Source organism: Paracoccus sp. SM22M-07 (genome assembly GCF_001887735.1).
Lineage (GTDB): Bacteria > Pseudomonadota > Alphaproteobacteria > Rhodobacterales > Rhodobacteraceae > Paracoccus.
The window spans coordinates 82,072-102,901 of sequence record NZ_JPKW01000003.1 but is presented as its reverse complement, the minus strand read 5'-3'; the positions used below and the strand labels follow the sequence as shown (position 1 = coordinate 102,901).

Genomic DNA, 20,830 nt, shown 5'->3' with positions numbered 1-20,830 from the left:
ATTGGACGACACTGTCATCAAGGCGCAGGGCGTCGGCCTGACCTTCCAGACGGCCGACGGCCCGATCCACGCGCTGAAGGACGTGGATCTGGACATCAAGCGCGGCGAATTCGTCAGCTTCATCGGTCCTTCGGGCTGTGGCAAGACCACCTTTCTGCGCAGCGTCGCCGCGCTGGAAACCGCGACGGCGGGGCAGATCAGCGTGAACGGGATGACGCCCGACCAGGCGCGCAAGGCACGGGCCTATGGCTATGTCTTCCAGGCGCCGGGGCTCTATCCGTGGCGCACGATCAAAGGCAATATCTCGTTGCCGCTGGAAATCATGGGGTTTTCCCGCGAAGAACGCGCCAAGCGCATCGCCCATGTCCTGGAACTGGTCGAACTGGACAGTTTCGGCGGCAAATATCCCTGGCAGCTGTCGGGCGGCATGCAGCAGCGGGCCAGCATCGCCCGCGCGCTGGCCTTCGATGCCGATATCCTGCTGATGGACGAACCCTTCGGGGCGCTGGATGAAATCGTCCGCGACCGCCTGAACGAGGCGCTGCTGACCCTCTGGGCCAAGACCGAAAAGACCATCGGCTTCGTGACCCATTCGATCCCCGAGGCCGTCTATCTGTCCACCAAGATCGTCGTGATGTCGCCGCGTCCGGGCCGCATCACGCGGGTCATCCACAGCACCCTGCCCCGCGAACGCCCGCTGGACATCCGCGACACGCCGGAATTCATCGCGCTGGCGCATGAGGTCCGCGAGGGTCTGCGCGAAGGGCACAGCTATGACTAGGGTCTGGCGCGCAGGCACCCCCATCCTGACGGTGCTGCTGGTCATCATCACCATCTGGTATCTGGGCGCGGTGCGCATGAACGCGACATGGGAACGCGATCAGGCCGCCCGCGCCGGCGTCGAACTGACGACCCCGCAGATGATCGGGAACACCCTGACCCAGGACCGCCCCATCCTGCCCGCACCCCATCAGGTCGCGGTGGGTCTTTACGACGGGATCGCGGGGCAGGCCATCACGTCGCGGCGCAGCCTGGTCTGGCACGCTTGGGTGACGCTGTCGGCGACACTGGCGGGATTTGCCATCGGGGCGGGCGCGGGCATCCTGCTGGCCGTGGGCATCGTTCACAGCCGCAGCATGGACCAGTCGGTCATGCCCTGGGCCGTGGCCAGCCAGACCGTGCCCATCCTGGCCATCGCACCGATGGTGATCGTGGTCTTTGCCAGCGCGGGCGTCACCGGCCTGCTGCCCAAGGCGATCATCGCGGCTTGGCTTTCCTTCTTTCCGGTGCTGGTCGGTATGGTCAAGGGGCTGCGCACGCCCGACGCCATGCAGCTGGACCAGATGAAATCCTGGAGCGCCAGTGACAATCAGCAATTCTGGCGGCTGCGCCTGCCTTCGTCCCTGCCCTATCTGTTCACCAGCCTGAAGGTCGCCATCGCGGCCGCCCTTGTCGGCACCATCGTGGGCGAACTGCCCGCGGGCGCCACGGCGGGACTGGGCGCGCGGCTGCTCTCGGGCAGCTATTACGGCCAGACGGTGCAGATCTGGTCGGCGCTGTTTGCCGCGGCCCTTCTGGCGGCGGGACTGGTGGCCATCGTTGGCATCATCGAAAAGGCGACGCTGCGGCGCATGGGGTTGGCACGATGAACGCATTGCCCATCATCGGTGTCTGGCTGGGCGGTTGGGCGCTGAACATCTGGCTGGCCCGGTTCGACACGCGCCTCAGCCGCATGGCGGTCGCCGTCGTCTTTGGTGCCACCCTGCTGATCCTGTGGGAAATGGCCGTCAGGATCTATGCCATCCCCGCCGTCATCCTGCCCGCCCCCAGCCAGATCGCCACCAGCCTTGTCGCGAACCGCAGCATCCTGTGGACCGATTTCGTCCAGACCATCCTGCGCGGCGCGCTGACGGGCTGGCTGATCGGGGGATTGGCGGCGATGCTGACCGCCATCGCCATCGACCGAAGCCCGTTCCTGCAGCGCGGGCTGCTGCCCATCGGCAATTTCGTGGCCGCCCTGCCCATCGTCGGCATCGCGCCGATCTTGGTCATGTGGTTCGGTTTCGATTGGCAGTCCAAGGCGGCGGTGGTCGTGGTCATGGTCTTCTTCCCGATCCTGGTGAACATGGTCGCGGGGCTGAAGGCCACCGACGCGATGCAGCGCGACCTGATGGCCAGCTGGGCCGCGCCCTATGCGGCGTCACTGTGGAAGCTGCGCCTGCCTGCCGCGATGCCCTTCCTGTTCAACGGGCTGAAGATCACCACGACCCTGGCCCTGATCGGCGCCATCGTGGCCGAGTTCTTCGGCAGCCCGACGCGGGGCATGGGGTTCCGCATTTCGACCGCCGTGGGACGGCTGGATCTGCCACTTGTCTGGGCAGAGATTGTCGTGGCGGCCATTGCGGGAACGCTGTTCTATGGACTTGTCGCGCTGATCGAAAAGAAGGTGACGTTCTGGCACCCGTCGCAGCGCAAGTAACGGGGCACGCCCCACCAACAGGAGAGTTTGGGATATGAAACGACTGATGATCTCGGCCGCGGGACTGGCTCTGATGGCGGGGGCCGCCCATGCGGGCGATCTGACCCTGCAGCTGAAATGGGTCACGCAGGCCCAGTTCGCGGGGTATTACGTGGCGCAGGAAAAGGGCTTTTACGAAGAAGAGGGCCTGAACGTCACCATCAAGCCCGGCGGCCCCGACATCGCCCCTACGCAGGTGCTGGCGGGCGGTGGCGCGGATGTCGTCGTCGAATGGATGCCCGCCGCGCTGGCCGCCCGCGAAAAGGGCCTGCCGCTGGTCAATATCGCGCAGCCCTTCAAAGCATCGGGGATGATGCTGACCTGCCTGAAGGAAAGCGGCATCAGCGATCCCAAGACCGATTTCGCGGGCAAGACGCTTGGCGTCTGGTTTGCGGGCAACGAATATCCCTTCCTGTCCTGGATGAACACGCTTGGCCTGTCGACCGAAGGGGGCGAGGATGGCGTCACGGTCCTGAAGCAGGGCTTCAACGTCGATCCGCTGCTGCAAAAGCAGGCGGCCTGCATCAGCACCATGACCTATAACGAATATGGCCAGGTGCTGGATGCGGGCCTGACGCCCGAGGATCTGGTCACCTTCAAATACGAAGACCAGGGCGTCGCCACTCTGGAGGATGGCCTCTATGTGCTGGAAGAAACGCTGCAGGACGATGCCAAGGTCGAGGATCTGGCCAAGTTCGTGCGCGCCAGCATGAAGGGCTGGACCTATGCCGCCGAAAACCCCGAGGAAGCCGCCGAGATCGTCTTGGAAAATGACGAGACCGGCGCGCAGACCATCGAGCACCAGACCCGCATGATGTCCGAGATCGCCAAGCTGCTGGAAGGTTCGGACGGCACGCTGGACGAGGCCGATTACCAGCGCACGGTCGACATCCTGTTGTCGGGCGGGTCCGACCCGGTGATCGCGCAGGCGCCCGAAGGCGCTTGGGTTCCGACCGTCACGGACCGCGCCTTCCAGTAACCACAGGCGCGGGGCCGATCCAGAACGGCCCCGCCCAGCTGCTGCAGGTTGATTTGTCCTATTATTGGAAAAAATTGTCCATTCCTGCCGCGTCCAATCCCCCCTAACATCCTTTTCGACCGGCCCCTGAGGAGATGTGCCGGTCACATGGGAGGATATCATGATCAATCGACGGCAGATCCTTGCCAGCGGTGCGGCTGCGGTCGCCCTGCCGGCCTATATGCGCAAGGCCTGGGCGCAATCCCCGCAGGTCGACCTGAAGCTGCACCATTTCCTTGGCCCCCAGGCACCCGCCCATGCCAAGATGCTGCAGCCCTGGGCCGACCGCATCCAGGAACAATCCGAAGGCCGCATCCGGATCGAGCTGTATCCCGCCATGTCGCTTGGCGGTGCGCCCCCGCAGCTGTTCCGCCAGGTGGCCGAGGGCGTCGTCGACATCGTCTGGACGGTGAACGGCTATACCCCCGGACTTTTCCCGCGGGCCGAGATCTTCGAGCTGCCGACGATCTTCACCAACGACCTGGCCGCGACGAACCTGGCGATGCGCGACATCTTTGCCGATCACCTTGCCGCCGATTTCGCCGATGTCCACGTGCTGTTCCTGCATGTCCATGCGGGCCAGGCGATCCAGATGGCCCAAAAGCTGGTCCGCAGCCCCGCCGATACCCAGGGCCTGAAACTGCGCGTCCCCGGCCCCACCGGCAATGCCGTGGTCGAGGCGATGGGCGCCACCCCCGTCACCATGCCCGTGCCCGACCTGCCGCAGGCGCTTGGCACCAGCGCCGTCGACGGCGCCCTGATCCCGTGGGAGATCATCCCGCCCCTGCAGCTGTTCGAATCGACGCAGTACCAGATCGAAGGCCCCGACCGGAACCGCTTTGGCACCACCACCTTCCAGGTCTCGATGAACAAGGCCCGGTGGAACGGCATCGACCCCGAGCTGCAGCAGATCTTTACCGACAACAGCGGCGAGGACTGGCTGCGCGAGGTCGCCGAGATCTGGCGCGCCGCCGATGATGTCGGCATCCAGATGGCGGTCGACAACGGCAACGAACATGTCGTCCTGACCGAAGATGAAATGGCCGCCTTCAATCAGGTCCTGGCCTCTGTGGTCGATGACTGGGCCGCCGCGCAATCGGGCTTTGACGCCGATGCCCTTGTCGCCGCCGCCCGTCAGGCCATCGCGGACCGCCAGGGTTGAGCATGCTGGACGAAGGCTGCGCCCCCCGCGGGTGGATCTTGCGGATCACCCGCGGATGGGCGCTGCTGGGCGGGGTCCTGACCATGGGGCTGGCGCTGATGACGGCGGGCAGCGCGGTGTCGAACCTGCTGATCGGCAAGCCCTTCGCGGCGGATTACGAACTGGTCAAGCATGTCATCGCCATCGCGATCTTCATGTTCCTGCCCTATTGCCAGATCACCGGCGCGAACGTGTCCGTCGACATCTTCACCGAACGGATGGGTCCCCGAAAGAAGGCCGCGATGGCGGTCCTGTCTTCGGTTCTGGCGCTGGCCTTCGCGGTGCTGATGCTGGTGCAGATGTATGGCGGGCTGCAAAGCTATCTGAAATACCGCGAGGTCACGCCTGTCCTGAACCTGCCCCTGTGGACGGCCTTTCCACCGATCCTTCTGTCGCTGGCGCTGCTGGCGCTTGCGGCCTGCGCGACACTGATGGCACAGTTGCGCGCCGTCAGATCGCCCCATGATGACGGGACCTCCGCATGATCGACAACTTCCTGATCGGCATCGCCGGGCTGGTCGCCCTGCTGGGTCTGATCGCGATCCGGGTGCCCATCGCCTATACGATGATCCTGATCGGTTTTGCGGGGATCTGCCTGCAATCGGGACCGGCCATCATCCTGAACCAGCTGAAGGACCTGGCCTACGCGCAGTTCTCGAACTACGACCTGTCGGTGCTGCCGATGTTCATCCTGATGGGCGGGTTGGCGGCACGGTGCGGGTTGTCCGCCGACATCTTCCGGGGCGCGAATGCCTGGCTGGGCCGGTTCCAGGGCGGCGTCGCCATGGCGGCCATCGCCGCCTGCGCAGGCTTCGGGGCGGTCTGCGGATCATCGACCGCCACGGCATCGACCATGGGCCAGGTCGCCATCCCCGAACTGCGCAAATACCGCTACAGCGGCGCGCTGGCGACCGGCTGCATCGCGGCGGGGGGCACGCTTGGCATCCTGATCCCGCCTTCGGTCGTGCTGATCGTCTATGCCATCATCGTCGAGGTCAACATCGTCACCATGTTCGCCGCCGCCCTGATCCCCGGGATCCTGGCGACGCTGATGTTCATCGCGGCGATCTCGCTCTATGTGCGGCTGGTGCCGGGTTCGGGCCCCAAGGCGCAGCCCGTCGGCCGGCATGACCTGATCGGGGCGACCGTGGCGATGCTGCCGGTCGTCGTGATCTTCGGCGTGGTCATCGGCGGCATCTATGCCGGCATCTACAGCCCGACCGCAGCGGCGGCGATCGGCGTGGTGATGGTGGTGGCCTATGGCGTGGCACGCCGCAGGCTGGGCCTGCAGGACATGGTCGAGGCCATGCTCGAAACCGCGCGCAACAGCGGCATGATCTTCCTGATCGTCTTCGGGGCGGAACTGCTCAAGATCTTCATGTCGCGCGCGGGCGTCCCGCAGGCGGCGGCCGACCTGTTGCAGAACAGCGGGCTGGCGCCGATGACGATCATGGTGCTGATCATCGTGACCTTCCTGGTACTGGGCTGCCTGATGGACAGCCTGTCGATGGTGATCCTGGCGATCCCCTTTTTCTGGCCGGTCGTCGCGGGGCTGGATTACGGCCTGACACCGGACGAAACCAAGCTGTGGTTCGGGATCATCATTCTGGTCGTGGTGGAACTGGGCCTGATCACGCCGCCAGTCGGGCTGAACGTCTTCATCATCAATGCCGTCGCCCGCGATGTGCCCATGCGCGACACCTTTCGCGGCGTCATGCCGTTCTTTGCCTCGGAAATCCTGCGCATCGCCCTGCTGGTGCTGTTTCCGGCCATCGCGCTGTTCCTGCCCCGCATCTTGCAATGAGGCCGCCATGTCCGATCCCCTGACCATGACCGCCGGCGGCGCGCTGCTGGCGCGGCTAAAACGCATCGGCGTCGATTACGTCTTTGCCAATTCCGGCACCGATTTTCCGCCCATCATCGAGGGCCTGGCCGAGGCCGCCGCCAAGGATATCGACCTGCCCCAGGCCATCGTCATCCCCCATGAAGGTGCCGCGATGGCTATGGCACATGGCTATTACCTGGCGACGGGGCGATCGCAGGCGGTGATGGCCCACACCAATGTGGGTCTGGCCAATTGCGCCATCGGGGCGATCAATGCGGCAGTGGAACATATCCCGGTGCTGCTGTTTTCCGGCCGCACCCCCACGACCGAACGCGACCGGTTCGGGGCGCGGACCGTGCCCATCGGTTGGGGCCAGGAAATGCGCGACCAGACCGCCTTGGTCCGCGAGGCCGTCAAGTGGGACTATGAACTGCGCTTTCCCGAACAGGTGGCCGAGGTCGTCGACAGGGCGTGGGCCATCGCCAATTCCGCGCCGCGCGGCCCGGTCTATGTCAGCCTGCCGCGCGAGGTTCTGTGCCAGGCCACTCCGTCCGATGGGCTGGACCAGCCACCCCTGATGCAACCCACCCGCGCCCATGCCAGCGCGGACCAGATCGAACAGGCGGCGCAGATCCTGGCCTCGGCCCGAAACCCCGTCATCTTTGCCCAGCACGGTGCGGGCAGCGCCGAGGCCTTTGCCGCCCTGTCGGAACTGGCGCAGGATTGGGGCATTCCGGTCTGCCAATACTGGGCTTTGGGCCTGGCGATCCCGACCGATCACCCGATGGCCGCCGGTCCCGACCCCGCGCCCCTGCTGGAACAGGCCGACGCCATCCTTGTGCTGGACGCGCTGGCCCCCTGGTCGCCTGACATCCACAAACCGGACGCCGCCTGTCGGATCATCCAGATGGGGCCGGACCCGCTGTCGGCGCGTATCCCCATCCGCAATTTCCGATCCGACCTGTCGATCGCCTGCGATACCGCCGACGGCATCCTGGCGCTGCAGCGCGCGATGGATGCGCATCGGCCTGCAGATGTCGCGGACCGGGCCAGGCGGGTCGCCGACGTCAATGCCCGCGACCGCATGCAGGTGCTGGATCGCGCCGGGTCGGGCGGCGAAGGCGCGATGACCAAGGACTGGGTCAGCCTGTGCCTGTCGCGGGCCATCCAGGGGCGGGAGGCCTCGGTACTGTCCGAACTGGGCTGCACGATGGCGCCGATGACGCTGGACCATCACCGGGCCTGGTATCAGGAACCCCATGCCGGCGGGCTGGGCTGGTGCTTTCCCGCCGCATTGGGCATGCAGTTGGCCGATCGGGACCGGCTGATCGTGGCGACGATGGGGGACGGGTCCTACATGTTCGCCAACCCCGTGGCCTGTCACCAGATCGCCGAGGCGCTGTCGCTGCCCCTGCTGGTGGTGATCGTGAACAATGCCGAATGGGGGGCGGTGCGGCAGTCAGTGCTGGGCCTCTATCCCGATGGCCACGCCGCGCGCACCAACGCCATGCCGCTGACGCAACTGTCGCCCGCGCCCGACTTTACGCTGGTGGCGCAGGCCAGCCGGGCCTGGGCCCGCAGCGTCCAGGACGGCCGCGACCTGCCCGCCGCCCTGCAGGAGGCATTGGATCATATCCGCACGACCCGCAGCCTTGCGCTGCTGGACGTGCGGGTGCGGCCTGCGTGACCGCTCAGATGGGATAGTGCAGCGGTCCGTCCTGGATCGTGATCCAGCGCGTCTCGGTGAATTCCTGGATCGCCGCCTGCCCCCCGAACCGGCCATAGCCCGAGGCCTTGGTACCGCCGAAAGGCATCTGCGCCTCGTCATGGACGGTGGGTCCGTTGATGTGGCAGATGCCCGATTCGATACGCCGCGCCACCGCCATGGCCCGCATGGTGTTACGCCCGAAGACGGCCGAGGACAGGCCGTATTCGGTATCGTTCGCGACCTGCACGGCCTCGTCCACGCCCGAAACCCGGACGATGGCGACGACGGGGCCGAAGGATTCCTCGGAATAGATGCGCATTGCCGGGGTGACATGATCCAGCGCGATGGCCGAGATCAGCGTTCCGTCGTGATCGCCGCCGGCCACCATCCTGGCACCCTTGGCCACGGCATCCTTCACCAGGTCCTGAATGCGCCGCGCGGCTGTGGCATCGACGACGCTGCCCAGGGGGGCCTTGCCCTGCGCGGGATCGCCCGCGGTCAGCGTCCTGACCTTGGCGGCCAATGCCTCGACGAATTCATCGGCGACGCTGTCATCCACGACCAACCGTTCGGTCGCCATGCAGATCTGGCCCTGGTTCATATAGGCCCCGAAGGCCGCTGCAGCGACGGCAGCTTCGATATCGGCATCGTCCAGAACGATCAGCGGCGCCTTGCCCCCCAGTTCCAGCAGGGCGGGCTTCAGATGGCGCCCCGCCAGTTCGGCGATGATCCGCCCCACCCGGGTCGAACCGGTGAAGTTCACCCGGCGTATCGCGGGCTGGGCAATCAGGGCCTCGACAATGGCCGGCGCGTCCTCGGGCGCGTTCGAAATGGCATTCAGCACCCCCGTCGGCAGGCCAGCCTGGTTCAGGGCATCGATGATCAGGCGATGGGTGCGCGGGCAGATCTCGGATGTCTTCATCACGACCGTATTGCCGCAGGCGATGGGCATCGCGATCGACCGGACGCCCAGGATCACCGGCGCATTCCACGGTGCCATCGACAGCACGACCCCCGCCGCCTGTCGCGTGGCCATGGCCATCGTTCCGGGCCGGTTCGACGGGATGATCTGGCCGGTGATCTGCGTGGTCATGGCTCCTGCCTCGCGCAGCATGTCGGCGGCCAGCGTGACGTTGAACCCCGCCCAGCCCGCCGTCGCCCCGATCTCGGAGGCCATGGCGTCGACGAATTCCGGCATCTTGTCCATCAGGATATCGGCAGCCTTGTGAAGGATCGTCCGCCGGACCTTGGGCGAGGTCTGGGACCATTCCGGAAAGGCGGCTGCCGCGGCATCGACGGCACTGACCGCATCGTCGATGCTGGCTGCGGCGGCGCGCGTGGCCGTCTTGTTGGTCAGGGGGTTCAGGCGCTCGAAGGTGGCGCCATCCGTGGCGTCCATATCCTTGCCGCCGATCATCAATCCCAGTGTCTCCAAGGTCAAAGCTCCTCCTCCAAATACCGTCGGGTCCCGTCCGCGGAACACCTGCCTGACAATCCGGGGTCATCGACACGCCCCCCTCCGTGGTCCCTGCCCGTCGATGCCTTCCGCCATTGACCGTCCGTCACCTGACAGATGCGACCGGAACGGCCCGTCGATTGACCCATCGACCGTTCACAGGGGCTGCATCGCCGACAAGTCACCACGCATGCGCGTTCCATCTATACAAAGCTGGATTTCACATAGCGAACTGATCTTGATTAATATTCTGCCGAAGAGACGTCTTGAACCTGCGGGCGGACCATGGAATGTGAACCGTCACGATCCCATGATTGCCCCATGACGCTAGGGTCTATCCAGATTGAACTGAATAGACATTCCTGTCAATTTTTTGCACTTTTCTTGGGGGTCGACCAGGGCCGGATATGAAAATGGCGACCCTTTCCGGGGCCGCCATGCTATAGCCTTCACGACATCAGTGCCTCAATGCGTCCAGGGCGCGCGCCGGTCGGTGGCAAAATTCTCGCCATAGCCGCGCGGGCGGATGTTGGCGGCCCGCTTGTGCGGCTGCTGGACGACGAAATCATATCCGTGTTCGCGGGCATAATCCTCGGCCTGCTTGCAGGTGTCAAAGCGCAGGCGGACCTGGCTTTGCGTGTCGCTGCTGCTGGTCCAGCCCATCAGCGGATCGACCTCGCGCGTGCCCGAGGGCGGAAATTCCAGAACCCAGCCTTTGGTCTTGGCCGTGCCCGATTGCATGGCGTTGCGGGCAGGTTGATAGATGCGCACGAGCATGGGAATTTTCCTCGACCAGATGTTGGGGGTTTATCGCCAAATCCGGGCAGCGGTTCAAGCCCCGGAACGTCGATGCGGCCTATTCCTCGGCTTCGGGAAAGGCCGTGGTCAGCTGCGCCTGCCCGGACTGCTTGTCATAGACGCAGACCGAAAGCTCCGGCCCCGCCGATTTCTCCATCGTGACCAGGGCCACCGCATAGCTTTCCGACCCGAATTCATTCAAGCGCAGACTGATTTCCGCATCGGGCGCGATTTCCTGGGCAAGACGTTTGCAGGCGGCGGTCAGGTCCTGGCGCAACAGATCCCATGCCGCTTCGCTCGAGGCATGGGCGGCCATCGGTGTGCCCAATGAAAGGCAGAGCAGCAGCGTTGCGGGATAACCATGTTTCAAGACTGTTTTTCCTTTCATGGGAACGCTTCGGGGATCATCATGTTTGGTGACAATGGCCCCAACGGCCTATCAAGTCACATGAGAGAACCGTGATATGCAAAAATTCAACCGCGCCACGGCATTCGCCCTTCCCGGACTGCTTCTGACCCTGGCCGCATGCGCCACCACGAATTACACCGTCAGCAGCCAAAGCTGCGACCTGCGCCGCCATCAGGCGCTGGTCGGCCAGAATGTCGGGGGCATCACTCTGCCGCCCACCCTGCGCCGCCAAGAGGTCCCCTTCGGGTCATCGCCCAGCATGGCCAACGACCCTTCACGCCTGACGATGTTCGTCGACGTGAAGGGCTGGATCGTTCAGGTCGCCTGCGGCTAGCCGCGCTTTGACCGCTTGTTGCCGCCGCGCTGACCGGCGCGGCCCGCGGTCGATCGTCCGGACGATTTGACCGCCGCCTCGGCCGCCTGATCGATCGCGGATTGCCGTGCCATCGGATCGTCCGAAATCGCCAGGTCGACGGCTTCCAGCCGCTTGACCTCGTCGCGCAGACGGGCGGCCTCTTCGAATTCAAGGTTCTCGGCGGCTTTGCGCATCTGGGTGCGCATCGCGTCCAGATGGGCGGCCAAGTTCGCCCCGATCATCGGCTTGTCGACCTTGGTGGTGACGCGCGACTGATCCGTATCGCCCTGCCACAGGCCCGCCAGAACATCCTCGACATTCTTGCGCACGGTCGTGGGCGTGATGCCATGTTCCTCGTTATAGGCCATCTGGCGTTCGCGGCGCCGGTCGGTTTCGGCCATGGCACGTTCCATGCTGCCGGTGATGCGGTCGGCATACATGATGACGCGACCGTCGGCGTTGCGCGCCGCGCGCCCGATGGTCTGGATCAGCGACGTTTCCGACCGCAGGAAGCCTTCCTTGTCGGCATCCAGAATGGCCACCAGCCCGCATTCGGGAATATCCAGCCCCTCGCGCAGCAGGTTGATGCCGATGAGCACGTCAAACGCCCCAAGGCGCAGGTCGCGCAGGATCTCGATCCGCTCGATCGTGTCGATGTCGCTGTGCATGTAACGGACCTTGATGCCCTGCTCATGCAGATACTCGGTCAGGTCCTCGGCCATGCGCTTGGTCAAGGTGGTGCACAGCGTCCGCATGCCGGCGGCGGTGACGCGGCGCACTTCGTCCAGCAGGTCGTCGACCTGGGTCTCGACGGGGCGGATTTCGATCACCGGGTCCAGAAGACCGGTGGGACGGATGATCTGTTCGGTAAAGACGCCGCCGGTCTGGTCCAATTCCCATTGCGCAGGCGTGGCCGACACGAAGACGGACTGGGGCCGCATCGCGTCCCATTCCTCGAACTTCAGGGGCCGGTTGTCCATGCAGCTGGGCAGGCGGAAGCCATGCTCGGCCAAGGTGAACTTGCGCCGAAAGTCGCCCCGGTACATCCCGCCGATCTGCGGCACGCTGACATGGCTTTCATCGGCAAAGACGATCGCATTGTCGGGGATGAATTCGAACAGCGTGGGGGGCGGTTCGCCAGGCGCGCGTCCGGTCAGATAGCGGCTGTAGTTTTCGATGCCGTTGCAGACGCCGGTGGCCTCCAACATTTCGATGTCGAAGGCGGTACGCTGTTCCAGGCGTTGGGCCTCCAGCAGCTTTCCCTCGTCGGTCAGCTGCTTCAGGCGCATCGCCAGTTCCTGCTTGATGCCCTTGACCGCCTGCTGCATCGTCGGGCGCGGCGTCACATAGTGGCTGTTGGCATATATGCGGATCTGCCTGAAGCTGTCGGCCTTGGCGCCGGTCAGCGGATCGAACTCGGTGATCGCCTCCAGCTCGTTGCCGAAGAAATCGAACCGCCAGGCGCGGTCTTCAAGGTGGGCGGGCCAGACTTCGACCAGGTCGCCACGCACGCGGAAGCCGCCGCGCTGAAAACTGGCGTCCAGGCGTTTGTACTGCTGCGCCACCAATTGGCCCAGGAATTCGCGCTGGTCATAGCTTTCCCCGACGATCATATCCTGCGTCATCGCCGAATAGGTCTCGACCGACCCGATGCCATAGATGCAGCTGACCGATGCCACGATGATGACGTCATCGCGTTCCAGCAATGCCCTTGTGGCGCTGTGGCGCATCCGGTCGATGGCCTCGTTGATCTGCGATTCCTTCTCGATATAGGTATCGCTGCGGGCCACATAAGCCTCGGGCTGGTAATAGTCGTAATAGCTGACGAAATACTCGACCGCGTTGTCGGGGAAGAACCCCTTGAACTCGCCGTAAAGCTGGGCGGCCAGCGTCTTGTTGGGGGCAAGGATGATGGCGGGGCGGTTCGTTTCCTCGATCACCTTGGCCATGGTATAGGTCTTGCCGGTGCCGGTCGCACCCAGCAGCACCTGGTCGCGTTCGCCCGCCTTGACGCCCTGCGACAGTTCCGCGATGGCCGTGGGCTGATCGCCCGCCGGCTTGAACTCGCTGTTCATGACAAAGCGCTTCCCGCCCTCCAGCTTGGGGCGGGTCACCTCGGCAAAGCGCGTCACGGGCGCGCTGGTGTTGTTATGACCCATGAGGTTCCTGATCCGTTCGTGTTTGCCCCCAAGATGTGTGCGGCAGGCCCAAAGATCAACAGCCGCGCGTCACCCTTTGCGGGCTTTCAGGCGGGCGGGCTGCAATGCCTCCCACCCTTCGCCGCCATCCAGTTCGTCGGCCAGGATTTCGGCGGTCACGGGACCCAGGGTAAACCCCTGATGCCCATGCCCGAAATGCGCCCAGAGGTTCGGCTGATCGGGAATGCGCCCCACCAGCGGCAGCATGTCGGGCATGCAGGGGCGCCGTCCCGTCCAGGGTTCCGCCTCGACCGGCGCCCCCAGATCGAACAGCTCGCGCGCGGCTTCCTCGCCGTGGCGCAGTTGCGGCGGCGTGCTGCGCGGGTGCAGCGTCAGTTCCGCCGCCGTCGCGATCCGCAGACCGCGCCGCATGGGCGAAAAGACGACCGAGTTGCCGAAATCCGCGATGGGGTGATGCGGCGCGGCCTCCATCCGGTAATGGCGGTGATAACCGCGCTTATAGACCATCGGCACCTTCAGTCCGAAACGGGCCGTCAGCATCGGCGACCAGGGACCAAGCGCCACGACGGCATGTTCCCCCGTGGCCTCGTCGGCGACCCAGGCATTGCCCTTGCGGTGCAGATCGCCCGCATCGCCATTGACGATCCGACCGCCCTGCTTTTGGAACAGCGCCGCATAGGCCGCGACCAGCGCGCCGGGATCGGATGAATTCCAGCTGTCCGACCAATGGGTTGCGCCCAAGATGTCAGCCTTGATCGAGGGTTCCATGGCGCGCAGTTCGGCCCTGTCGATCAGTCGCGCCTGAACCCCGAACTCGGTCATGAACCGCTCGGCGTTCTTCTGCGCCTTCTGCAGCTTGGCCGCCGTGCGGTGCAGTTCGATATAGCCATCGCGGCGGATGATGTTGTCGGCGCCTGCCGCCGCGATCAGCGGCCCGTGGCGTTCGGTCGATTGCCGGATCAGCTTGCCCCAGGTGACCGAAGCCCGCCGATGCGCCGCCGGAAGCGAGTTGACCGCGTATTTCCAGACCGCCCCGACCTGTGCGGCCAGCCCGGGCACGTTCCATTTGACGTCATAGCCCCGCCCCATCGCGATCTGGATCAGGGCGGCGGGCTGCAACGGCATGGCATAAGGTTCAACGGCTTCGGTCTGGATCAGGCCGGCATTGCCATAGCTGGTCTCACGGCCGGGCGATCCGCGATCGATGATCGTCACCTGATGACCACGCGCCTGCAGGGCCAGACCGGTCGTCACGCCGACCATGCCCGCACCCAGAACCAGAACCTCTGCCATGACGGCCTCCTGACTTGCTTTGGGTCAGGGATGCCCAGATCGGTGGTGCGGGGCAAGATTTATCGGGCAATCTTCGACGACTGCCCGAAACTTTGCAAGATTCAGGCAAAAAGCTCGTGGCAGAAGCTTAATCCTTCGACCAAGGCGTCCACTTCTTCAACAGTGTTGTACATCGCGAAAGATGCCCGCGCGCTGGCATTGACGCCAAAGAACTCCATCAAGGGCATGGCGCAATGGCTGCCGGCCCGCACCGCGATTCCCCGCTTGTCGAGGATGGTCGAGATGTCATGCGCATGGGCGCCCTGCATGACCATCGAAAAGATCGCCCCCTTGTCGGGCGCATCGCCCTGGATCTGCAACCAATTCAGGTCGCGGAACCGGGCGCGGGCGTGGTCGCGCAAGGTGCGTTCATGGGCGGCGATGTTGTCCATCCCCAGCCCCATCATGTATTCCAGCGCGACCCCAAGGCCGATCTGGTTGACGATGCCGGGGGTGCCGGCCTCGAAGCGCAAGGGCGGGTCGTTATAGGTGATCTGGTCGCGGGCGACGGTCTTGATCATGTCGCCGCCGCCCAGGAAGGGCCGCATCTCGGCCTGGCGGTCGGCCTTGATCCAGATAGCGCCCGAGCCCGAGGGCCCGTAGAGCTTGTGCCCCGTGATGCAGTAGAAATCGACGCCAAGCGCCGCGACGTCCACGGGCATGTGGACCGCGGCCTGGCTGCCATCGACCAGCACCGGCACATCGGTGCCTGCGGCGATGGCGGCGACATTGACCACGGTGCCCGTCACGTTCGACATATGGGTGACCGCGATCAGCTTCGTGCGCGGGCCGACCGCCTCCAGCACCTTTTCGGGCGACAGGCTGCCATCGGGTTCGGGTTCGACCCATTTCAGGACGATACCCTGACGTTCGCGCAGGAAATGCCACGGGACGATATTCGCGTGATGCTCCAGGACCGACAGCACGATCTCATCGCCCTCGCGCAGCCGCGGGGCGGCCCAAGCATAGCTGACCAGGTTCAGAGCCTCGGTCGAACCCGAGGTGAAGATCACCTCATCCTGATGGGGGGCGTTCAGAAAGCGCGCGATGATGCCGCGCACGCGTTCGTAATTGTCGGTCGCAAGGTTCGACAGGTGGTGGAGGCCGCGATGGACGTTTGCATATTCGCCCTCATAGGCGCGGCTGATCGCGTCGATCACGACCTGCGGTTTCTGCGCGCTGGCACCGCTGTCCAGATAGACCAGCGGCCGACCATTCACCTGCGTGGACAGGATGGGAAAATCGGCGCGGACGGCGTTCACGTCAAAACTCATTGCGGCATCTCCGGCAGCAGGCCAAACGAGGCGGCGAAAAATGACAGCAGAAAGCCCATGGCCAAAAGTGTCGCGAAAAGGCCCAGCATCACCTTGGGGCCGCTGGCAAAGCCGTGCAGCGCCTTGGTGAACTGGACCGTCAGCCAAAGGAACATGGCGATCGCCAGCAGGCCCAGCAGGCCCGACAGCGCGGGAAGCGCCAGCGACAGGATGATCTGCGCAACCTGGATCAGCAGCAACATCACCTCGATCCAGACGGTCAGCAGCAGCGCATCGGCGAAATTGCCCCGCCCGCCGAACATCCGTCCGACGCCGGTCATCAGCCCGGCACCGATCACGATCGCCACCATCTGCATTCCGGCCATGACCAGCGGTTGCTGAACCAGCGAATACATGGGCGGTGTTTCGGCGTCGGGAACCGGGAACAGCATTGCCGCCAGATAGGCCAGCAGACCCGAAACCGACACCGCCAGCAGCAGCGCCATCCAGCGCACCACCATGGGCAGGTTCAGCCCCATCAGCATATGCGCCCCGCGTTCGGGGTCGCGAAGGGTCAGACGCACCAGCGCCCTGAAGTCGTCGAAGGTCATATGCGTCTCGCCAATGTCGAAATCCCGGCGGCCCAGATGAACAGGAACGCCACCCCGGCAACGGTCTGCGTCAGGGTCAGGGCAGGCCCCGGCCCGATTAACCCGGCCACCATGCCGGAGAGCAGCATCGCCGGCGATACCGCCAACAAGGCCCAGAACAGCGCCAGGCGCGCGTCCAGCGGATCCAGCCGCCAGCGCGTCAGCCGTGCCAGCACCGATGTCAACGCAGCGACGCCATAGGCCAGCAGCGGCATCATGAAGATCGTGCCCATGACCGCACCGCCGATCCGCGCCTCCAGCGGGACCGAAGGGTCCAGCGCCGCGGCCCGCGCATGGCCCGGGGCCTGCGCGATCAGCGAAATCAGCATCGCCAACATCAGCACGACCAGCAGTACCCGGTCCGGCATGCCAGACAGGCTCCGCACCACCCGGCGCGGAGCCCACCAGCTCTCGATCACGCGCAGCACCATGCCGCCGCGCGCGGACCTCAGATCTGCGGGCGCGTTGTCAGCCACGCTTCCAACCGATCATTGATGTCGTCGCGCAGGTCGTCATCCTCGACCTCGGACAGGGCGTCGGCCAGAAAGGACAGGACCAGGAAGACGATGGCGCGGTCATGCGGCACACCGCGCGAGCGCAGATAGAACAGCGCTTCCTCGTCAATGGCCCCAGTCGTCGACCCGTGCGAACATTTGACGTCGTCGGCATAGATCTCAAGCTCTGGCTTGGCCAGGAACTGGCTGTTTTCGTCCAGCAGCAATGCCTGGCTGATCTGATAGCCGTCGGTCTTCTGCGCGCCCTGCTTGACCAGGATCTTGCCCTGGAAGACACCCGTGGCGCCGTTCTTCAGAACCTTCTTGAAGACCTGGCGGCTTTCGCCCCGTTCGGCCCCGTGGGTGATGAAGACGGTGTCGTCATGGTGGAAGGGGCCATTGTCGCCATCGCCCAGAACGGCGGCGGCGATATGGGCCACGGCATCGTCGCCGACCATGTCGATGGCACCTTCGTGACGCATCAGCGTCCCGTTCACCGCCAGGGTAAAGCTTTTCAGCTGAGCCTCGGCGCCCACGCGGGCGAAGATATGCGACAGGCCGACCTTGGGATCGACGGCGCGCTTGGCAGCGATGTGGTGCAGCTTGGCGCCGTCGGCCAGATCGACCTCCAGCATGCCGTTCGACCTTGCGCCCGCCATGCCGCTTTCCAGCAGGGTCATCTCGGCGCCGGCTTCGACGCGGATGACGTGATGCCAGACGGCGTCGGCGTCGTCCGTGCCGCGACGGTACAGCACATGCACCGGCTTGGACGGCTTGCCCGTCACGCGGATCAGCAGGCCGTCATGGGCGACGGCGGTGTTCAGGGCCGCAAACGGACGCTTGACGGGCGTCTGCCCGGCCAGCTCCAGCGTCCCGTACAGATCGGCCGCCCAGTGATCGCCCGCCGCATCGGCCTTGGCCAATGTCGTGATCTCGATCCCCTCCAGCGACAGGTCGTCGGATGCGGCTTCGTCGAAGGCGCCATCGACGAAGACCAGCGTCAGCTTGTCGCGGCCGGTGAACAGCGGCGATTCAGCCCCGTTCGCGTCGAAGGGCAGCGCCGCAGGCCGGGCCGCGTTGAACGCGCGCGGGTCGGTATAGCGCCAGTATTCGTCGCGCGGCGCAGGCAGGCCCATGGCCCGCAGACGCGCCACGGCATCCGCGCGCGCATCGGCGCTGAAGCCCGCGTCGGGCATGGTGATCGCGGCAAGGAGATCTTCCAGTGCGTTCGCGGCTTTCGGATTGCCCGAAACCTGCGGCGTCACCTCGTTGATGGGTTTCACGGCGGTATCGGACATCAATCGGCCTCCGCCAGCAGATCACCGTAACCGTTATGTTCGACTTCCAGCGCCAGTTCCGGGCCGCCGGATTTGATGATGCGGCCGTTCGACATGATGTGCACGACGTCCGGTTTGATGTGGTCCAGCAGGCGCTGATAGTGGGTGATGACCAGAAAGCTGCGCTCGGGCGAACGCAGGGCGTTCACGCCTTCGGACACCAGACGCATCGCATCGACGTCCAGACCCGAATCCGTTTCATCCATGATGCACATGCGCGGCTGCAACATGGCCATCTGCAGGATCTCGTTGCGCTTCTTCTCACCGCCCGAGAAGCCGACATTGACCGGGCGCTTCAGCATTTCGGGGCTGATCTGCAGCTCGGCCGCCTTGGCGCGGACTTCCTTCAGGAACTCGCCCGCGGTCAGCTCGGCCTCGCCACGCGCCTTGCGCTGTGCGTTCACGGCGGTGCGCAGGAAGGTCATGTTGCCGACACCGGGGATTTCCACCGGGTATTGGAAGGCCAGGAACAGGCCGGCCGCGGCGCGGACCTCGGGGTCCATCTCCAGCAGATCCTCGCCGTCCAGCGAGGCTTCGCCGTCGGTGACTTCATAGCCGTCGCGACCCGACAGCACATAGGACAGCGTGGACTTGCCCGAGCCGTTCGGGCCCATGATGGCGTGAACCTCACCTGCGGGCACTTCCAGGGACAGACCCTTCAGGATCTGCTTGTCCTCTTCTTCAAGTTTGACGTGCAGGTTGTTGATTTTCAGCATAATTCCCTCAAACGGCAAAGACGCCCCTTGGGCGCCGTGATGTCGGATGGCCGGGTCCCGAAGACCCGGCCGAATCTTCAGCCCACCGAGCCTTCCAGCGAAATGGCGACCAGGGCCTGGGCTTCCATGGCGAACTCCATCGGCAGCGCCTGCAGCACCTCGCGGCAGAAACCGTTGACGACCAGGGCCACGGCCTCTTCCTCGTCCATCCCGCGCGACCGGCAATAGAACAGCTGGTCGTCATCGACCTTGCTGGTCGTGGCCTCATGCTCGACCCGGCTCGAGGTGTTCTTGACCTCGATATAGGGCACGGTATGGGCGCCGCACTTGTCGCCGATCAGCAGGCTGTCGCACTGGGTATAGTTGCGGCTGTTCGTGGCCCGCGGATGCATGCTCACCAGACCGCGATAAGTATTCTGCGCCTGCCCCGCCGAGATGCCCTTGGACACGATGCGCGACTTGGTGTTCTTGCCAAGATGAATCATCTTGGTGCCCGTATCGGCCTGCTGCCAGTTGTTGGCGATGGCGATCGAATAGAACTCGCCCTGGCTGTCATCGCCGCGCAGGATGCAGGACGGGTATTTCCAGGTGATCGCGGAACCGGTCTCGACCTGGGTCCACATGATCTTGGCGCGCGCCCCGCGGCAATCGGCACGCTTGGTCACGAAGTTATAGATGCCGCCCTTGCCGTCTTCGTCGCCCGGGAACCAGTTCTGGACGGTCGAGTATTTCACCTCGGCATCTTCCAGCACGACGATCTCGACCACGGCCGCATGCAGCTGCGCGATGTCGCGCTTGGGGGCGGTGCAGCCCTCAAGATAGCTGACCGAACTGCCCTTTTCGGCCACGATCAGCGTACGCTCGAACTGGCCGGTGTTTTCGGCATTGATGCGGAAATAGGTCGACAGCTCCATCGGGCATTTGACGCCCTCGGGGATATAGACGAAGGACCCATCCGAGAAGACCGCGCTGTTCAACGTGGCGAAATAGTTGTCCGAGGCCGGAACGACCGTGCCCAGGTATTTCTTCACCAGCTCGGGATGTTCGCGGATGGCCTCGCTGATCGAGCAGAAAATAACACCGGCCTTGGCCAGTTCGTCCTTGAAGGTCGTGCCCACGCTGACGCTGTCGAAGACGGCATCCACGGCGACCTTGCGGCCTTCGGCGGGCGCGTTTTCGGCGCCTTCGACACCGGCCAGGATCATCTGCTCTTTCAGCGGAATGCCCAGCTTTTCATAGGTCGCCAGCAGCTTGGGATCGACATCGTCCAGCGATTTCGGCTTTTCCTGCATGCTTTTGGGGCGCGCATAGTAATACTGATCCTGATAGTCGATCTCGGGATAGTTCAGCATCGCCCATTTCGGCTCGGTCATGGTGACCCAACGGCGGTATGCTTCCAACCGCCAGTCGGTCATCCATTCCGGTTCGCCGTTCTTCTCCGAGATCAGACGGACGATATCCTCGCTCACGCCTTTCGGCGCGTATTCCATCTCGATCTCGGTGTTCCAGCCGTATTTGTAGCTGCCCATGTTCTGCACGGTCTCGACCGTTTCGCGGTCGACGCCTTCGCGCACGTCAAGATCGGTGGTACCCGTCATCCC

General features: G+C 64.6%; 20 protein-coding genes. 9 read left to right on the top strand and 11 right to left on the bottom strand.

Going from position 1 to position 20,830, the window contains the following annotated elements:
- The first annotated feature begins 1 nt into the window (after window position 1).
- The 8 genes from IE00_RS05485 (at window position 2) to IE00_RS05450 (ending at window position 8,249) form a co-directional block, all read left to right on the top strand.
- On the top strand, window positions 2–781 hold the full coding sequence (locus tag IE00_RS05485; RefSeq protein ID WP_072296088.1) for an ABC transporter ATP-binding protein: 780 nt from the start codon (window positions 2–4) through the stop codon (window positions 779–781).
- Entirely contained in the window at window positions 774–1,649 is an 876-nt protein-coding gene (locus tag IE00_RS05480; RefSeq protein ID WP_072296087.1) for an ABC transporter permease, read from the top strand. The genes IE00_RS05485 and IE00_RS05480 overlap by 8 nt, the downstream gene beginning before the upstream one ends.
- Window positions 1,646–2,479 carry an ABC transporter permease gene (locus IE00_RS05475; protein ID WP_072296086.1) on the top strand — a complete coding sequence of 278 codons (834 nt, stop codon included), beginning with the start codon at window positions 1,646–1,648 and terminating at the stop codon, window positions 2,477–2,479. The genes IE00_RS05480 and IE00_RS05475 overlap by 4 nt, the downstream gene beginning before the upstream one ends.
- A 34-nt stretch (window positions 2,480–2,513) precedes the next feature.
- Window positions 2,514–3,497 carry an ABC transporter substrate-binding protein gene (locus IE00_RS05470; protein ID WP_072296085.1) on the top strand — a complete coding sequence of 328 codons (984 nt, stop codon included), beginning with the start codon at window positions 2,514–2,516 and terminating at the stop codon, window positions 3,495–3,497.
- 160 nt (window positions 3,498–3,657) lie between these two features.
- Entirely contained in the window at window positions 3,658–4,698 is a 1,041-nt protein-coding gene (locus IE00_RS05465; protein WP_072296084.1) for a TRAP transporter substrate-binding protein, read from the top strand.
- A gap of 2 nt (window positions 4,699–4,700) precedes the next feature.
- A complete protein-coding gene (locus IE00_RS05460; RefSeq protein WP_072296083.1) occupies window positions 4,701–5,222 on the top strand; it encodes a TRAP transporter small permease in 522 nt (173 codons plus the stop codon).
- Complete coding sequence (locus IE00_RS05455; protein ID WP_072296082.1) at window positions 5,219–6,541, top strand: TRAP transporter large permease; 1,323 nt, start codon at window positions 5,219–5,221, stop codon at window positions 6,539–6,541. The genes IE00_RS05460 and IE00_RS05455 overlap by 4 nt, the downstream gene beginning before the upstream one ends.
- Before the next feature lie 7 nt (window positions 6,542–6,548).
- Window positions 6,549–8,249: a thiamine pyrophosphate-requiring protein gene (locus IE00_RS05450; protein ID WP_072296081.1), complete on the top strand. Its 1,701-nt coding sequence runs from the start codon at window positions 6,549–6,551 to the stop codon at window positions 8,247–8,249.
- A gap of 4 nt (window positions 8,250–8,253) precedes the next feature.
- Here IE00_RS05450 and IE00_RS05445 read toward each other — a convergent pair whose 3' ends face one another.
- The 3 genes from IE00_RS05445 to IE00_RS05435 form a co-directional block, all read right to left on the bottom strand.
- On the bottom strand, window positions 8,254–9,705 hold the full coding sequence (locus IE00_RS05445; protein ID WP_072296335.1) for an aldehyde dehydrogenase: 1,452 nt from the start codon (window positions 9,703–9,705) through the stop codon (window positions 8,254–8,256).
- Between the two features lie 486 nt (window positions 9,706–10,191).
- Window positions 10,192–10,503, bottom strand: coding sequence for an ETC complex I subunit (locus tag IE00_RS05440; RefSeq protein ID WP_072296080.1), 312 nt, complete (start codon window positions 10,501–10,503; stop codon window positions 10,192–10,194).
- Window positions 10,504–10,582: 79 nt separating this feature from the next.
- Entirely contained in the window at window positions 10,583–10,894 is a 312-nt protein-coding gene (locus tag IE00_RS05435) for a hypothetical protein (protein ID WP_083554088.1), read from the bottom strand.
- Window positions 10,895–10,988: 94 nt separating this feature from the next.
- Here IE00_RS05435 and IE00_RS05430 point away from each other — a divergent pair, with 94 nt between their 5' ends.
- Entirely contained in the window at window positions 10,989–11,267 is a 279-nt protein-coding gene (locus IE00_RS05430; protein ID WP_072296078.1) for a hypothetical protein, read from the top strand.
- Here IE00_RS05430 and uvrB read toward each other — a convergent pair.
- The 8 genes from uvrB to sufB all read right to left on the bottom strand — a co-directional run bounded on the left by uvrB (window position 11,264) and on the right by sufB (window position 20,827).
- Complete coding sequence (uvrB, locus tag IE00_RS05425) at window positions 11,264–13,447, bottom strand: excinuclease ABC subunit UvrB (RefSeq protein WP_072296077.1); 2,184 nt, start codon at window positions 13,445–13,447, stop codon at window positions 11,264–11,266. The two genes, IE00_RS05430 and uvrB, sit on opposite strands and share 4 nt — an antisense overlap.
- Before the next feature lie 69 nt (window positions 13,448–13,516).
- The gene (locus IE00_RS05420) at window positions 13,517–14,740 is read right to left on the bottom strand and encodes an FAD-binding oxidoreductase (protein WP_072296076.1); all 1,224 of its coding nucleotides are present in this window, start codon (window positions 14,738–14,740) and stop codon (window positions 13,517–13,519) included.
- A 101-nt stretch (window positions 14,741–14,841) separates the two neighbouring features.
- Window positions 14,842–16,053: a cysteine desulfurase gene (locus IE00_RS05415; RefSeq protein WP_072296075.1), complete on the bottom strand. Its 1,212-nt coding sequence runs from the start codon at window positions 16,051–16,053 to the stop codon at window positions 14,842–14,844.
- Window positions 16,050–16,643 (bottom strand): YIP1 family protein, encoded by a 594-nt coding sequence (locus tag IE00_RS05410; RefSeq protein WP_072296074.1) that lies wholly within the window; start codon window positions 16,641–16,643, stop codon window positions 16,050–16,052. Before IE00_RS05410 ends, IE00_RS05415 begins: the two co-directional genes overlap by 4 nt.
- Window positions 16,640–17,113, bottom strand: a complete 474-nt coding sequence (locus IE00_RS05405) for a hypothetical protein (protein ID WP_072296073.1) — start codon at window positions 17,111–17,113, stop codon at window positions 16,640–16,642. The genes IE00_RS05410 and IE00_RS05405 overlap by 4 nt, the downstream gene beginning before the upstream one ends.
- Window positions 17,114–17,130: 17 nt before the next feature.
- The gene (locus IE00_RS05400; RefSeq protein WP_072296334.1) at window positions 17,131–18,372 is read right to left on the bottom strand and encodes a SufD family Fe-S cluster assembly protein; all 1,242 of its coding nucleotides are present in this window, start codon (window positions 18,370–18,372) and stop codon (window positions 17,131–17,133) included.
- Between the two features lie 101 nt (window positions 18,373–18,473).
- Window positions 18,474–19,229, bottom strand: a complete 756-nt coding sequence (gene sufC, locus IE00_RS05395; RefSeq protein WP_072296072.1) for a Fe-S cluster assembly ATPase SufC — start codon at window positions 19,227–19,229, stop codon at window positions 18,474–18,476.
- 77 nt (window positions 19,230–19,306) lie between these two features.
- Entirely contained in the window at window positions 19,307–20,827 is a 1,521-nt protein-coding gene (sufB, locus tag IE00_RS05390; RefSeq protein ID WP_072296071.1) for a Fe-S cluster assembly protein SufB, read from the bottom strand.
- Between the last annotated feature and the right edge of the window lie 3 nt (window positions 20,828–20,830).